The sequence below is a fragment of the Shewanella sp. ISTPL2 genome, assembly GCF_013283205.1.
Lineage (GTDB): Bacteria > Pseudomonadota > Gammaproteobacteria > Enterobacterales > Shewanellaceae > Shewanella > Shewanella oncorhynchi.
Window position 1 is genome coordinate 1830946 of sequence record NZ_JAAPAV010000001.1, and the last position, 16516, is coordinate 1847461.

The 16516-nt window shown below is 45.2% G+C and carries 12 protein-coding genes; 7 read left to right on the forward strand and 5 right to left on the reverse strand.

Annotated elements, in window-relative coordinates:
• Positions 1-102: 102 nt before the first annotated feature.
• On the forward strand, positions 103-582 hold the full coding sequence (locus HUB64_RS08185) for a TetR family transcriptional regulator (RefSeq protein WP_006082899.1): 480 nt from the start codon (positions 103-105) through the stop codon (positions 580-582).
• 168 nt (positions 583-750) lie between these two features.
• Positions 751-1335 (forward strand): hypothetical protein, encoded by a 585-nt coding sequence (locus tag HUB64_RS08190; protein WP_131524277.1) that lies wholly within the window; start codon positions 751-753, stop codon positions 1333-1335.
• A 195-nt stretch (positions 1336-1530) separates the two neighbouring features.
• Here the strand turns inward: HUB64_RS08190 and HUB64_RS08195 are convergent, their stop codons facing one another.
• The 3 genes from HUB64_RS08195 to HUB64_RS08205 all read right to left on the reverse strand — a co-directional run bounded on the left by HUB64_RS08195 (position 1531) and on the right by HUB64_RS08205 (position 5155).
• Positions 1531-1911 (reverse strand): hypothetical protein, encoded by a 381-nt coding sequence (locus HUB64_RS08195; RefSeq protein ID WP_173496775.1) that lies wholly within the window; start codon positions 1909-1911, stop codon positions 1531-1533.
• A gap of 221 nt (positions 1912-2132) precedes the next feature.
• Positions 2133-3617, reverse strand: a complete 1485-nt coding sequence (gene pntB / locus HUB64_RS08200; protein ID WP_173496776.1) for a Re/Si-specific NAD(P)(+) transhydrogenase subunit beta — start codon at positions 3615-3617, stop codon at positions 2133-2135.
• Positions 3618-3628: 11 nt separating this feature from the next.
• Complete coding sequence (locus tag HUB64_RS08205) at positions 3629-5155, reverse strand: Re/Si-specific NAD(P)(+) transhydrogenase subunit alpha (protein ID WP_113939012.1); 1527 nt, start codon at positions 5153-5155, stop codon at positions 3629-3631.
• Positions 5156-5574: 419 nt separating this feature from the next.
• Between HUB64_RS08205 and HUB64_RS08210 the strand changes: the two genes are divergently transcribed.
• From HUB64_RS08210 to HUB64_RS08230, 5 genes are all read left to right on the forward strand, one after another.
• Positions 5575-7374, forward strand: coding sequence for an assimilatory sulfite reductase (NADPH) flavoprotein subunit (locus tag HUB64_RS08210; RefSeq protein ID WP_173496777.1), 1800 nt, complete (start codon positions 5575-5577; stop codon positions 7372-7374).
• A gap of 100 nt (positions 7375-7474) precedes the next feature.
• Positions 7475-9172: an assimilatory sulfite reductase (NADPH) hemoprotein subunit gene (cysI, locus tag HUB64_RS08215; protein ID WP_105251579.1), complete on the forward strand. Its 1698-nt coding sequence runs from the start codon at positions 7475-7477 to the stop codon at positions 9170-9172.
• Complete coding sequence (locus tag HUB64_RS08220; protein ID WP_105251580.1) at positions 9165-9947, forward strand: phosphoadenylyl-sulfate reductase; 783 nt, start codon at positions 9165-9167, stop codon at positions 9945-9947. Before cysI ends, HUB64_RS08220 begins: the two co-directional genes overlap by 8 nt.
• A gap of 764 nt (positions 9948-10711) precedes the next feature.
• Entirely contained in the window at positions 10712-11497 is a 786-nt protein-coding gene (gene mtgA / locus HUB64_RS08225) for a monofunctional biosynthetic peptidoglycan transglycosylase (protein WP_105251581.1), read from the forward strand.
• A 402-nt stretch (positions 11498-11899) separates the two neighbouring features.
• A complete protein-coding gene (locus HUB64_RS08230) occupies positions 11900-13636 on the forward strand; it encodes a hypothetical protein (RefSeq protein ID WP_173496778.1) in 1737 nt (578 codons plus the stop codon).
• Positions 13637-13697: 61 nt separating this feature from the next.
• On the opposite strand, the gene HUB64_RS08235 is transcribed toward HUB64_RS08230, so the two are convergent.
• Together HUB64_RS08235 and HUB64_RS08240 are read right to left on the reverse strand one after the other, a co-directional pair.
• Positions 13698-15254, reverse strand: a complete 1557-nt coding sequence (locus tag HUB64_RS08235) for a S41 family peptidase (RefSeq protein ID WP_173496779.1) — start codon at positions 15252-15254, stop codon at positions 13698-13700.
• Between the two features lie 233 nt (positions 15255-15487).
• Positions 15488-16372 (reverse strand): phospholipase A, encoded by an 885-nt coding sequence (locus tag HUB64_RS08240; protein ID WP_173496780.1) that lies wholly within the window; start codon positions 16370-16372, stop codon positions 15488-15490.
• Positions 16373-16516 lie beyond the last annotated feature (144 nt).

A 16516-nucleotide genomic window follows, 5' to 3' on the forward strand; every position in this document is an offset into this window, starting at 1 on the left:
TGAACAAAAGTGAAATACGCTGGTTACGGCCCAGTGAACAGCAGTAATCCCTGAGCGGCTTTGGTAAGCTTTCCCCCTAAAAATAAGAGGGGAGACATTACTATGGCTAAGCGCTCGCGAGTACAAACTGAGCAAACCATAAATCAAATTATGGATGAAGCGTTAAGACAAATTTTGACTATCGGCTTTGAGACTATGTCTTATACTACGTTATCTGAAGCAACGGGTATTAGTCGCACAGGTATTAGTCACCATTTTCCACGCAAAAGCGATTTTCTTGTTCGTTTAGATAGTCGTATCGGCAATCTATTTGTTGCTGCGCTGGATTTTTCTAGCCAAGAGGCATTGGAAACATCCTGGATGCAGGCAATGCAGGAAGAACATTACCGCGCAGTATTGAGACTGTTCTTTAGTCTTTGTGGTGGTGCGAATAATGAAATTACCCTCTTTAGAGCGGTGAGTACAGCGCGTCAGCAAGCGATTGCTGAGTTAGGCTTAGCTGGCGATCGCACGATCAACCATTTATTAGGCCGTACAGCTGTGATGTTGTTATCCAATTTTGATGTGGCAAAAGCAGCATAATAGACTGACCAATGAATATAAAAATGGAGCCTAATGGCTCCTTTTTTGTGGGTAAAAATCGTGATTTGTACTGAGGTAAGTCATACCCCAATAGTGTAGGATGACCACTCAATAATGATTTAAGTTAGTGATATTGCCTTGTACTCTTGATTTGACAGGATAAAACATATGGACATGACACCCATCTCTAATGAGGCAGATATGCCTAAACGCACCATTAAGCTTGATAACACTGAGCTTATCAAAACCAGTTTTTGGGTGAGTCAGATTTTTATAATCATTGCGACTGTTGTTGGCGTGTATTTAGCCGCGCAAGAAGGGTTGTCACAGGCAATTAAATTTGATGCCCTGAGCAATATGCAGAATAACTATCATCTGCGTCATGCCCTATATGACGAAGTGAGTGACAATGTTGAAATCTTGAGTCATTACGCTGACACAGTTGAGACTGTGAGTAGTAATAGTTTAGTGAAAATGCATCCGCAGATGGGATTATTTGTCTGGGATAACATGCGCTATTCTGCCAATGCGCTAGAAACACCGAGTGATATTTTGTCTGATATTCGTCGTTTGTATTTAGAGTCTGAGAAGATCATTAGTAATATTGAAACCCGTCACTATAGCGTTTCTTACGGTAAGGATCAGTTGCAAAATGTATTGAGTAAAATCAAAGAAGATACTTTGCCAAAACTCAAAACGAATTATGAAACCCTGTCAAAAGAGCTTAAAGATAACGATATTGCCGTCGACTAACGTATCTTGGCTTAGCTCCCCCCAAACATCAGGGGTCATTCTTATCCCTGATGTTTGAATCCATTGATGAATTCAGTGTTGCTGACAACACTTCTGCATGATCTGCTTTAGTCCCCATTATTTTATGGCACTTAAGCTAATGATGAATCTAGTCAGATTTTCTCCGTCGGTATTTATCATCAAAACCTTGTTGAGTTAGCTTAATTCCTGTCGATAGGCTTGAGTTAATTTTTGCTGTTGTAGATAGATGCGAATCGCCAAGAAGGTTAATGCGGCAGCAATCACGGCGCTGATTGCGTGGTGGAAGACTAAGTGACTTATCAGGAATGTGGGCAAGTCTTCAAAGCTGTCGATAAGGAAAAGCTTAGTGATTAAGCCGATATAGACGAGAAGATGCAGAGCCGCGCCAGTGATAAAGAGTCGTTTAAATTTATCAATCAGTTTGATATCTAACTTGATATTAAACCATCGACAAAATAGGTACCCACTCAGGCCGATGATAATCGATATCCAGCCAAGCCCGAGTAATGAGGTTTTGATTAATACGGCAGACAGGATAAACAGCCCAAGCAACATTTCTTATTTCCTTAAACCAGCTTTAGATTTAACTTACTGTTTTAGCTTACATTAAACGTATCAGCATTTGGGGCAGATAAGCCTCGCATCATATTGGCGCAGAGACTAGCTTAATAGGCTTAAAAAAATGTGAAAAGAAAGGGAGCCAGTGGCTCCCTTCATTTCTTTAGAATAGTGTTTATCGCCTAAGCGATTTCTACTCTGTTGATATTAAATCAAACTCAAAGTGCCTTTAAAATGGCTTCAACACTGGCCTTAGCATCCCCAAACAGCATTTGGGTATTTTCTTTGAAGAACAGCGGGTTTTGCACGCCGGCATAACCTGTGTTCATCGAACGTTTAAAGCCAATCACGTTTTGTGCTTTCCACACTTCCAGCACTGGCATACCTGCGATTGGACTGCCTGGATCTTCCATTGCCGCGGGGTTAACCGTGTCGTTGGCGCCGATAACGAGCACGACATCTGTGTCTTTAAAGTCTTCGTTGATTTCGTCCATTTCGAGCACGATATCGTAGGGGACTTTCGCTTCAGCGAGCAGTACGTTCATATGGCCTGGTAATCGACCAGCAACTGGATGGATACCAAAACGCACTTTCACGCCGCGATCACGTAGTTTTTGGGTGATTTCCGCAACAGGATATTGCGCCTGCGCCACTGCCATACCGTAACCCGGAGTGATGATGACTGAAGTGGCATTTTTCAGCATATCCGCCACATCTTCGGCGTTGGTTTCACGGTATTCACCCATTTCTTCATCGGCAGTCGAGGCCACACCATCTGTGCCAAAGCCGCCAGCGATAACTGAAATAAACGAGCGATTCATGGCCTTACACATGATGTAAGACAGAATAGCACCCGATGAACCTACTAATGCGCCGACCACAATCAAGAGGTCGTTCGACAACATAAAGCCTGCCGCTGCCGCAGCCCAACCTGAGTAGGAGTTCAGCATAGATACAACCACTGGCATATCCGCGCCGCCAATGGATGCCACTAAATGCCAGCCAAAGGCGAAGGCAATCAAGGTCATCAACAGCAGTGCTGGCATAGTGCCACCTGTCTGAACGAAGTACACCAACAGGGCTAAAGACACTAGCACTGCGACTAGGTTTAGCTTGTGGCGATGTGGCAGCATCAGAGGTTTAGATGAAATCAGTCCGCGTAACTTACAAAAGGCAACGATAGAACCCGTAAAGGTCACCGCACCGATGAAGATCCCGAGGAAGACTTCGACCAAGTGAATGTTAAGCATAGCGCCAGTGAGGTGCTCTTTGCTGGCGGTCTTCACCGCTTCACTTAGCGCATCTTGTACTGCGGCGAGGGTCGTATTGATATCACCACCGACTGCCACCACGACTTGTGATACTTCCTGTGGGTGTAAGTCGATAAAGCTGTTGAAACCCACTAATACCGCGGCCATACCCACAAAGCTGTGCAATATAGCAACCAGTTCAGGCATTTCAGTCATTTCGACTTTTAGTGCTAAACGGATACCAATCGCGCCGCCAATCACCATAGCGATTAAGATCCACGCAATTCCGTTAGTATCGGGGTTGAAAATGGTAGCCAGTAGGGCGATTGCCATACCTAAGATACCGAATAAATTGCCGTGTTTTGCCGTCTCTTGCTTCGACAGTCCCGCGAGACTGAAGATGAAGAGAATGGCGGCAATAATGTAAGCTGCTGTTACCAGTCCTTGAGACACGTTAAACCCCCTTAATCCTTACGGAACATCTTCAGCATGCGCTGAGTGACGGTAAAGCCACCGAAGATGTTAATACTGGCGATCAGCACGGCGATAAACGCCAGTACAGTGACCAAAGTTGAACCCTGACCGATTTGCAGTAGGGCGCCGACCACGATAATGCCCGAAATCGCGTTAGTGACTGACATTAAAGGCGTATGCAGTGAGTGAGATACGTTCCATACCACGTAATAGCCAACAACGCAGGACAGCAAGAATACTGTGAAATGCGACAGGAACTCTGGTGGTGCTACCGATGCCACGGCAGCAAATCCTGCAACGCCTAAGGCGGCGAGCACGTATTTGAGCTTAGATGGCGCCTTCGGGGCGGTATTTTTCGGCTCGATTTTCGCCGCTGGTTTTGCTGGCGCCGCAGAAACCGAAATCGGTGGTGGCGGGAAGGTCACTTCACCTTCTTTAATCACTGTCATATTGCGCATGACTACATCATCAAAGTTGATGCTGGCTGTGCCGTCCTTTTCTTTACACATTAACTTCATCAGGTTGACTAAGTTAGTGCCGTAAAGCTGTGAGGATTGCGCCGGTAGACGACCGGGAAGGTCGGTATAACCAATCACTTTTACGCCGTTAGGAGTAACAAACAGCTCACCCGATTGCGTGTATTCGCAGTTACCACCCGTCGCAGCGGCTAAATCGACGATCACTGAGCCGCTCTTCATGCTATCGACCATGGCTTTGGTGATGAGCTTAGGTGCTGGACGACCAGGAATTAGCGCTGTGGTGATGATGATGTCGACTTCTTTGGCTTGCTCGGCAAACAGTGCCATTTCGGCGGCAATAAATTCATCCGACATGGTTTTAGCATAACCGTCCGATGAACCACCTTCCTCGTTACCAAAATCCAGTTTAAGGAATTGGCCGCCCATAGATTCGATTTGCTCGGCCACTTCTAAGCGGGTATCGAAGGCGCGCACTATGGCGCCAAGCGATCCAGCTGTACCAATGGCGGCAAGGCCAGCTACACCAGCACCAATGACTAACACTTTGGCGGGCGGTACTTTACCAGCAGCGGTAATTTGGCCAGTAAAGAAACGGCCAAATTGATGTGCGGCTTCAACAACGGCGCGATATCCACCAATGTTTGCCATAGAGGAGAGGGCGTCAAGTGACTGGGCACGGGAGATGCGTGGCACCATGTCCATTGCCATCACGTTGATCTTACGTTTAGATAACTTCGCAACCAGCTCAGGGTTTTGTGCGGGCCAAATAAAGCTGACGATAGTCGCCCCGTCTTTGATTTGTTCAATTTCGGCGTCGCTTGGCGCATTGACCTTAAAGATCAGATCGGCTTGCCAAACGTTTGTTGTCACCTTCGCGCCCGCAGCTTCAAAGGCTGCATCATCGAAACTTGACAGTTGACCCGCATTGGCCTCAATAACAACTTCAAAGCCGAGTTTTTTAAGCTGCTCAACGGTGGCTGGGGTCGCGGCGACCCTAGTTTCACCGGCGAGACTTTCTCTCGGTATTCCAATCTGCATGACTACTCCCTGATGGTTTATATAATCGTTCCGCCTGCTGTTCTTCCTTCATCGTACTCAACTGCAAAATCTGTCGTCACCAGCGTTTATTCGGCGGGTGATTCGAGTCAGTTAGGGCATTCAATCTAGGATGGACACTTTTTGTTTTTAAAACAAACTATTCTGTGGGCAACAGAAATTATTGTTCGACAGGCTCATGACCATTGTGGCAATACTTTAGCTTGGCACAAGTGCATATTTCTCAAGCAGGCCGTTTCTGCACTGGTCGGATCAAAAACTTTTAACCAGTGCACACTTTTGTAGCTTAAATTTTGCACTTTGTATATTCCAAAATGGAATTAAAAATCCTATTTTATTCTTTTTTGCTTTTCTTAAACCGCGATAAGCTTGTGGACATTACACTGTCATAGGGCCGTCTCATGTTGTTAAAAGAACTTTCATCGCTGGCTTCGCCATTGTCTCAAGGACAAGTCGAGAAGCTAAAACAGCTCACTTCTGAGTTAAGTGCTGTGCAATTGGCCTGGGTGAGTGGCTATCTTGCCGCCACAGCCAATGCGGGCCAATTAGCACCTGCCGCACAGGCGCAAACGGCTCAAACTGTGACGATTCTCTATGGCAGCCAAACGGGTAATGGCCGTGGTGTCGCCAAAGCGCTCGCCGATAAGGCGCAAGCGCAAGGTTATGCGGTCAATCTGGCTTCAATGGGCGAATACAATGTTCGCCAATTAAAGCAAGAAGCTGTGCTTTTATTGGTGGTCAGCACCCATGGTGAAGGTGAAGCGCCAGATGATGCGATTGAATTACACAAGTTTTTAGCATCGAAACGTGCCCCTAAGTTAGACAATCTACATTACTCTGTGCTTGCGCTGGGGGATTCTAGCTATGAATTTTTCTGCCAAACCGGTAAAGACTTCGATGCCCGCCTAGCGGCACTCGGTGCTAAATCACTATTACCTTTAATTGAATGTGATGTGGATTATGAAGCTGCCGCGGGCCAGTGGCACGCCGATGTATTAGAGGCTGTTAAGCCGCTGATCGAAACCTCGTCCGCCAGTGTGGTATCCATCGGCACCGCTAAAGCGATTGGCGAAAGTGAATTTACTAAGCAAAACCCCTATAGCGCCGAAGTGCTTGTGAGCCAGAAAATTACCGGCCGTGGATCAGACCGAGACGTGCGCCATGTTGAAATCGACCTTGGCGACTCAGGCTTAACCTATCAAGCGGGCGATGCCCTTGGTGTGTGGTTTAGTAATAACGAAGTGTTAGTCGATGAAGTCTTAGCGGGCCTGTCATTGGCCGCCGATGAGTTAGTGACCCTTGGTACTGAATCCTTGTCTCTTAAGCAAGCTTTGCTTGATAAGAAAGAACTGACTCAGTTATACCCTGGATTAGTCAAAGCTTGGGCCGAATTGAGCGGCAGCACTGAACTGCTGGCATTGAGCGAAGATAAAGAACAAGTGCGCCACTTTATCCTTAAGCATCAATTTGCCGATTTAGTTACTCAGTATCCATTATCAAATAACTCAGTAACCTTAAATGCAGCAAAACTGCTTGAGCTACTGCGTCCATTAACGCCAAGACTTTACTCTATCGCCTCAAGTCAAAGCGAAGTTGAAACAGAAGTCCACTTAACTGTGGCCTTAGTGGAAGATGAGCGCCATGGCTCAGCACGTTTTGGCGGTGCGTCACACTTCTTAGCATCTGCGCAGGAAGGCACGCAAGTTAAGGTTTATGTTGAGTCGAACAAGCATTTCCGTTTGCCTGAAAATCCAGAAACACCGGTGATCATGGTGGGGCCTGGTACCGGTGTTGCGCCCTTCCGTGCCTTTATGCAGGAGCGCGTAGCACAAGGGATCCAAGGTGATAGCTGGTTATTCTTCGGCAATCCTCACTTTGAGCAGGATTTCTTGTATCAAACTGAGTGGCAACAGTATTTGAAAAATGGCGATCTCAGCCGTATCGACGTGGCGTTCTCACGCGATCAAGCCCATAAGATTTATGTGCAGCACCGCATTAAAGAGCAAGGCCAAGCCCTGTGGCAATGGTTGCAAAATGGCGCGCATCTTTATATTTGTGGTGATGCTGAACGTATGGCGAAAGATGTTCACCAAGCCTTGATTGAGGTGGCAGTCGAAGTCGGTGGTTTGAATACCGAAGCTGCCGAAGCCTATTTTGAAACTCTGCGCAGCGATAAACGTTACCAAAAAGACGTGTATTAATCTCAACCGTTGCGCGCATAAAGAAACGCATAAGAATAGCCAAAGCTGCACACGTGATGACCTGTGCAGCCAGCGAACCCAATTTTAAGAGGCAGTTGCCATGAGTGAGCAAAAATTAGCGTTAAACGAATACCTAAAGACCGACAGTGATTACCTGCGAGGGACCATCAAAGAAGGTTTAGATTCTTCTGTGACTGGCAGTTTCAGTGACGGCGATCAGCAGCTGATCAAATTTCATGGCTTCTACCAGCAGGATGACCGCGATTTACGTAACGAACGTAAAGAGCAAAAACTCGAACCTTTATATAGTTTTATGTTGCGCGCCCGTGTACCCGGCGGTATTTGTTCTCCGCAGCAATGGTTAGGCGTAGACAAAATTGCTTCGACGCTCACCAGCTCGAACAGTATTCGTTTGACGACCCGTCAAACCTTCCAATACCACGGTATTCCTAAGCGTAACTTGAAGACCATTATTCAAGACTTAGATCGCGAAGCGCTGGATTCGATTGCTGCCTGTGGTGACGTTAACCGTAACGTCATGTGTAACCCCAATCCGGTGGAATCTAAACTGCACGAGCAGGCCTATGCGGTGGCGAAACAACTGTCTGATCATCTATTACCACACACTCGCGCCTACGCCGAAATTTGGTTAGATGAAGAAAAGTTACTCTCAACCGAAGATGAAACCGTTGAACCTGTGTATGGCAAAACCTATCTGCCACGTAAGTTCAAAATGGCGGTTGCGGTTCCTCCAGATAACGATGTTGACGTTTACACCAACGATTTAGGCTTTATTGCTGTTGCCGAAAATGGCGAGCTAGTTGGCTTTAACTTAACGGCTGGCGGCGGCATGGGCTCGACCCACGGCGAAGTGGAAACCTTTCCACGCCTAGCAGACGACTTTGGTTTTATCAAAACTGAAGACGTGATGAAGTTTGCCGAAGCTGTGATGACAGTGCAACGTGACTGGGGCAATCGCTCTAATCGTAAGCGCTCGCGCCTTAAATACACAATCGTTGACCACGGCTATGAGAAATTTAAAGCCGAAGTTGAAGTACGTGCTGGGGTGAAATTTGAACCTAAACGTGATGTAGTGATTGGCGATCGCGGCGATCGTTATGGTTGGGTCGAAGGCGTTGACGGTAAGTGGCATTTAACCTTATTTATCGAAAGCGGTCGTATTAAAGATTTACCAGGCCAAACCCTGCAAACGGGGCTGCGTGAAATCGCTAAGATCCACAAGGGCGATTTCCGCATGACCTCGAATCAAAACATGATCATCGCAGGCGTCGCAGCTGAAGATAAAGCTACCATTGAAGGTTTAGCCCGTAAACATGGTCTGCTGGGCCAAGTGTTGACGCAAACCCGCGGTCACTCGATTGCCTGTGTGGCGTTGCCGACATGCCCATTAGCGATGGCGGAAGCCGAGCGTTATTTCCCTGAGTTTATCGATCATATCGATGCGCTGCAGGCAAAACACGGCATTAGCGAGCAAGCGATTGTCGTGCGTATGACGGGTTGTCCTAACGGTTGTGCTCGCCCATTTGCCGCTGAAATTGGCCTTGTGGGTAAAGCGCCGGGCCGTTATAACTTGTACTTAGGTGCAAGTTTTGAAGGGACTCGTTTGAACAAAATGCACAGAGAAAATATCCAAGAGGCGGACATTCTCGCCGAATTGGATACCCTGTTTGGCCGCTACGCCGTAGAGCGTGATGCAGGCGAAACCTTTGGTAACTTCACCGTCCGCGTGGGTGTAGTGAAGGCGGTGATCGATGCCGCTAAGGATTTTCATGGCTGATATTGAGCAAAAAACCAGTGATAAAGTGCCGACTGTGGTCAGCGCTGCCGAACTCAAGGCATTATTGAGTGCGCCTAAGGCAGAGCAAGCGATAGAGCTTGAACGTATTAATCAGTTCTTAGGTGGATTAAGCGCACAAGAGCGAGTTCTATGGGGCTTAACTTATTTGCCCGGTAATCATGCGCTGTCCTCAAGCTTTGGGATCCAAGCCGCTGTAATGCTACATATGATGAGTCAGGCACAGGCGAATATTCCGGTTATTCTCACGGATACGGGTTATTTATTCTCTGAGACTTATCAGTTTATCGACGAGCTGACAGAGCGTTTATCACTGAATTTAAAAGTGTACCAAGCAGTGATGACATCGGCATGGCAAGAGGCGCGCTTTGGCCAGTTATGGGAGCAAGGGGTAAACGGACTAGAGCAATACAACCGGTTAAACAAAGTTGAGCCTATGCAACGCGCTTTAGCCGAGCTTGAGGTCGGCACTTGGTTTGCAGGGCTTAGACGCAGCCAAGCCAGTACCCGTGAGGCGTTGCCGATACTGGCGATTCATGGTACTCGCTTTAAGTTACTGCCGATTATCGAGTGGTCGAATAAAGATGTTCACCTTTATCTGACGCAATTTGATTTGCCGTACCATCCACTTTGGGACCAAGGCTATGTTTCTGTGGGGGATACCCATTCGAGTAAACCACTCGAATTAGGCATGACAGAGGAAGAAACTCGCTTTAATGGCCTACAACGTGAGTGTGGTTTGCACTACGATATCTAGTCATTTTATTGATTTTAAATATTAAACGCCTCAACTTAGTTTGGGGCGTTTTTTTTATCATTTTAAGGTAGGTGGGGTTTGGGGTGAATTTAATACTCTGGATTGCCGAGGAAGTTAAGTGATGTGATTTAAGCGTCATTTAACTAAGATAGATTGATATTCATAGAGTTAGTTTGCATTCATTTTTAAATGCTAAAAATGTTGTACATTTTTACTCACAGAGTTATGCACATTGGTTAAGCCTGCGCTATATTTTGAAGTTCCCGTAGATGGTTTTGAAGCGTTTTACTGCGTTAATTGACATGATTCATGTCTTTTATGAGGTTAAGTTGTTGTATATCGGTATTTATGGGCTGGGTTTGCTGTGTATCGATATGGCTTAATTGGATGCAGTGAAAGCGTTGAAAACCTGACTCGCACCTGCGAGTATCAAGCAGTTTGATTGACTTGCTAGCTCTCGTTAATCAGCCATCATTACCTCGGTCAGCTGTCGTCAAAGCTGCCGAGGTCAAGTTAAGTCGACCCCAGTCAATCTCCAATAGTGATTTGTTCTTGTTATGGTTATTTCTCAACCTATCTTTGATTATCGAGTAAGATATCCTTGGTGTTTCCTTTACTCTCGTAGCATGATCAGCTTGCAACTCGCGTAAAGCTTTAGAATATTTTCTGTAAGCCTAGGTTGCCCCAAAGAATCCTTGCAATGGGATGGCTTGACTGGATAGATGAGAAACAAGAAATGAGAGTGTGTGGATGAGATGGTATAAATGACGGCCCCTTTATATGCGATGCGAGATCATGTCAGGCGTCCAAGTGTCAATAAGTCGAGTGACCCAGCACCTCAGAGACGAAAGCGTGGTTTTCGTCGTTTATTGTCTTGGTTATTTAAGGGATTAGTTTGGGCATTTATTTGCTCAATTTTATTAGTGATCCTACTACGATTTGTCGATCCTCCTATGTGGACTTGGCGTATCGAGCGTGCCTTATTTCCACCTGCTCCTATCGGTGAGATCAGGCATCAATGGCGCGATTTAGCGCAAATTTCTCCCGAATTACAATTGGCTGTGATTGCTGCGGAAGATCAACGTTTTGTTGAGCATACTGGATTCGATTTAGCCGCGATAAGTTCGGCACTGAAATACAACCAAAAAGGCACCAAAGTCCGCGGGGCAAGTACCTTAAGTCAGCAGGCGGCGAAAAACCTTTTTATGTGGTCGAGTCGCAGTTTCTTTCGTAAGGGATTGGAAGCTTGGTTTACGTTATTGATGGAGTTGACTTGGGATAAGTCGCGTATTCTTGAAGTGTATTTAAATATTGTAGAATTTGGCCCAGGCATTTATGGCGCCGAAGCGGCTTCAAAGCATTATTTTGGAAAGTCAGCGGCAAAACTTACCCAATACGAGGCCTCATTACTCGCAGCCATTTTACCCAATCCTTGGCGCTATAAGGTGTCTCCACCGTCATCCTATGTGCAGCAGCGCTCAGCTTGGATCCGTAAGCAAATGCGTCAGCTAGGTGACGTCACGCTTAAAAAAGTCCACGAAGCACGATGACGCTCTGGTGAGGTAGTTTGAGTGAGATGAGCTTAATTTGTCATTGAGTTCTTTGCTTAATCGTCGATGACTTTGAGATGTTTTATTACCGAATTGAAATAAGATTGGAGTTATGTTTAGTAAACGTTAATTCTAATGCGTTTTTAATGCTGCGAACTCCTATCCTGTTCGCTTCTGTGTCGGTTTAATGTTAAATTATCGGGAAAATTTTATACCTTAGTTTCGCTTAGCCTAAGCATTTTAAACTGGGTTTGTATTGCGTAGGGCTGAGTCATTGCGTTTTCTGATTTTGCATTATCTGCATAAGGGATATGTAAGAGCGGATAAATATTTAAATACCTAAGGTGAGTTCTTTAGGTATTGTTTTCATAAAATTGAATGTCATTAAATGGAGTTTCTTAAATGAAAAAGATTGTGATTGCCGCGGCAATTATTGCAGCAGGTGCTGGTGGTTATTGGTATATGCAGAATGGCGCGGGTTCTAGTGCCTCTGCTAATCCTTTGCTCGACTATGTGCCTGCCGATACGCCGATATTTTCGGGCCAGTTAAAACCCTTCCCGTTAAAAGCGTATTTACAGTCTATTTCTGGAAATTATCAGCAATATCCAAGTAATACGCTTGATGAACTCGGTGTGCAGGATAGCCCTATGGGCAAGTTCTTCGTTAGCATTTATCAGCAGTATATGGATGGGATGAAAGATCCTGCCTTATTGTTAAAAACCTTCGGTTTCCCCGATGAAGTTAAACCTTATATTTATACTTTAGGTGCTTTGCCAGTATTAAAGATTGATGTTAATCAGGCCGAAGCATTTTGGGCTGTATTAGATAAAGCCGAAAAAGACAGTGGTGTAACCCACGAAATGCGTAAAGTGGGCGATGTTGATTATCGCGCTTATGCACTATCGGATGAAAGCTCAGCAGAGAAAGCTGAACTGCTATTTGCCCAGAAAGATGGCATATTAACGATGACTTTCAGCACCTCTATTACCGAGCCTGAGTTATTAGAAATGGCATTTGGTATTAAGAAGGCGCCGCAGTCATTAGCCGCTTCTGGCATATTAGAAGATATTATTAAGACCCATGGTTTTAAAGATGACAGTATTAGCTTTATTAACCATGTGGAAATTGTAAAGGCATTGACCTCTGCAGATAGCAATATGCTAGCTAAGCAACTGACTCAATTTTTTGCTGATGAAAGTGAGGGTGAAGATCCATTAGCTCAAATCAGAACACCAGAATGTCGTACCGAACTGACTGCGATTGCCGCTAACTGGCCGCGTACCGTTGCTGGTTTAACGGCGTTTTCTGTGACGGAAAAAGAAAGCCATATGGCGGCTTCATTTGTTGTCGAAACGAAGAATCAACCTATTCTTGCGGCAATGCAAAAGATGCGTGGTTTTATTCCATCGCATCTGGCGGATATCGACAGCACTATCTTCTCCATGGGAATAGGCTTAGATATCAATGAAATTACCCCTTCATTAACGGCTATTTGGGATGATCTGCAAAAGCCACAACTGACCTGTGCACCATTGGCAGAGTTGCAGGCTGAGTTGAGCCAACAGAGCCCAGCTATGCTAGGCATGTTTACTGGCATGGCTAACGGTGTGAAAGGCATGAGCGTTTCATTGCTCGACTTTAAAATGAGCACACAAGATCAAGAGCCTAAGTTAGAAAGCTTAGATGCTTTAGTCAGCCTCAGCGCCGAAAACCCATCCATGTTGTTTAATATGGTGAAACCTTTCGCCCCTATGCTGGCTGAAGTGCAATTAGCCGATAACGGCGATGCTACTGATTTATCTCCAATATTGATGTTGCCTCCAGAGTTAGGTGTTAAGCCAATGCTGGCGATTAAAGGCCAACATTTAGTGGTGTATAGCGGTGATAAAGGCTTGGCTTTAGCCAACAAATTAGCAGGCGAGAAACTGTCAGCTAATGGCATGTACAGCTTGTCTGCTGATTACGGCAAGATGTTTACGCCAGTGCTAACACTGTTAGAAATGAGCGGTGAGCCGATCCCTGAAGAAATGCAAATGCTTAAAGATTACAACATGCGAGTTCAAATGAGCTTCGATGTGAATAAGCAAGGCTTGGTCATAGGTTCAGTCGCCAATTCTAAAGCGACTGAAAAGAAGTAATGCGTTAGTAAACTCATATTTGTTTGAAATGAGCCAGCAGATTGCTGGCTCTTTTTTTGGCTTAATTTAGCTTAGCTTGAGCCAACTTAGTGTGCTGTGCTGGCAGAACAAGTTGCGCTTTGGGCTTGGCGGAGCGCATTAAACTAACGAGCCCTTGCCATTGAATATCACTGTTCTGAGGGAGCAAAATATCCGGCTCAGTCCCGATACCGGACAGGAGTCTCCCCTGTGCATCATAGGTTAACGAACTGCTGAATCTTATGTTTAATCCACTGTTTGGCAGTTTGAAATGATACTGACGTGCAAAGTCGCCTGAGGTTTTTTCACCAATCAAATTTGCCCTAGACCAAGATTTAGTACGATAGGCAATCCACTCGCATTCTTGGCGACAATGGGGACTCACGAGTAGCGCTAAGCGATTTCGCCCTTCAGGAGCCACCGCAGGCTTAGTGCGGACATACCAAGGGCTGAATTTCTCTTTATCGACAGAGGGTAAGTTACGGGTGAGAGATTTGAGCCTAGGAGGACTGTACTCTAACGCATCCAGAGGCATAAAATTGAGTGGCTGTAGATAGTCATTTCTCAGCTCTGGTGAGCGGCGATAGTGCGCAAATCCCATCACGTTAGGTGTTAAAGTGTTATTTAAATCCGCATCTTGATATCGCGACAGCATAGTCAATAATTTCGGACTAAAGCCACTGGCATCACGTAAATCAATGATTAGTAAGGGATGTGTCATGCCTTTGAGCAGTTCTTGCTGTTGTTCTTTATCTAATTCAAAGGCGTAGAGATCGCTGATCTTAAGTTTGACCGTCGTATTGTTGACCGTCTCTAATTGATTTGGCATGTCTTGAAATTCGGTGCGCTCAAATTGAGGTAATTGGTTAATAAATTCGAGCACATTAATATCTTGAGTCTCGTCTTTTTCACTGATAGTTGCTAATTGAACTTGCGGTTTATGGCTTGGCAGGGCGAGAGTCACCTGCTGGCTTTGCAGATCATCATTAATTAGCGTAATGACTACATAGGGCTTTATGCTGAGTCCTAAGTCTTCGCGCAGTAGGTTAAGTTTTTTCAGCCAAGGTAACTGCATTTCTTGGCTCTGTTTTGCCGGCTCAGGTAAGTAGGCTTGGCTGGTCGCTACCCATTTGCTCATAGGTAAACCATCGATATGAGTGATAAAGGGGAAGTCGTTGTTGACTGGATTATTATCGTTATCCAAGGCTAACCATTGGTCGTTGACTGGCCTTAGCGTTAACGGGAGATCGCCGCTTTGATCATCGAAGTTATGCACTTGAGCGCCTGGATCTTTGAGGGTATTGAGTAATTTAGTGACTTCAGCAGCAAAGCGATCATTGGGAGTAATATCTTGATACTGTTCAACAATAAGGCTAGCCATAAATTTAAGCTGTGGGTTGGCTTTGTCGGCCGTTAAGGCATAAAACGCTGAGTGTTGCTCGATTTGATCCAGTAAGGCATAGAGATCTTGGCGTACCTCTTGTGCATTCAGCACTGGTGCAGCACTATCTTTTGGCACAGCGAAAAACGCGAGCTTAAGTAAGCTCGCGAAAATAATGACACTGAGTAGCATGACTATGCTGCGGTAGCTAAAACTCATATTCCTCCATGATGTTAAGGCGCTGCTTCAGGGCACAAAAAGGTGTGCGACTATCGGCTTAAATGCCATTCGGATCAATGTAAATCGTCCCGCTGAGCCATAAACTCAGGTCCATCTGAGCAATTTAGCAGCAGGTTTGGTAGATTAGCAGCAAATTATGGTCGATTTTTGTACTTAGTCACTTTATATACCCAAACAATCTTAAATAGCGGGATCAAGTGGGTATATCTTTCTTAAAGAATATCGTTGAGTGAAATTCCGATACCAATACGTTGATTGTGATAGTTGTAATCGATTAGGCTTTCGCCATAACCATTAAAGTATTGAGTATAAAAGCGTAAGTTGCCGACGATAGGATGACTCCAAGTCAGTTCTGCTGAGCCTCTGTCGATATCTTCTAGATTGGTTTTAACGGTTAAAGTGAATCTATGTTCATCGATACCATAAACGCCAATAAACTCTGCTTTACCTATATAGTCATCAATATTAGGGTTATCGTCGCCGCTGGCTTTATATGGATCTGTCTTTTCATCTTCAGGAATACGCCACCACACTTTGGTGGAGAAGGCGAGTGGGCCTGCATCAAAAATCATAGTGGCATAGAGGCGATTCCAACTGCGGGAAAGTGGCCCTGCTTTACCATTCGATTGATGTACGGCGCCAAATCCCCAAAAGGAATTGGTCACACTGCCAATTTTCCAATCGTTATTAAACAGCATAAAGACTTCAGGCTCGTGATTGGTTTCCCTAAACGGTGATGAAGTGTCTTTGTTATAAACCTGCCAATAGGATTGATTGGTGTAAGCAAAAAATAAATGGCCATTATCACCAAACACATTGTACCAAATAGGAAATTTAAAACTGATTTGAAACTTAGCCTCAAACTCATCTAAAGAATAGGGGTTGAGTATTGCATCTTCGGTGAAAGGTGCCATGTTGGGATCTGGGCTGTAGGTGACTGGTAAAAGGTAATTCACTTTATGTGGCGTAATCACAAAAGGTAGATCCGCCGTGGCAAGTTCATCTTTTACTCTTCCTTTTACTAATGATTCTTCGGCATTTATGTCCATACAGGCTAATAGCACTGCCAATACAATACCTGAGTAAAGTGGTTTCATCTGCCCTCCTTGATGTGTTTATTTATTTGTCAGTCGTACTCAACAAAGATAGTTATTTCCAGCTTAACATTAGAAAGTGAATTTATGGTTATGGAAAAATCCTGTGTCACTTAATGACAAATCTTGTAGTCAGCCATTTTTAGT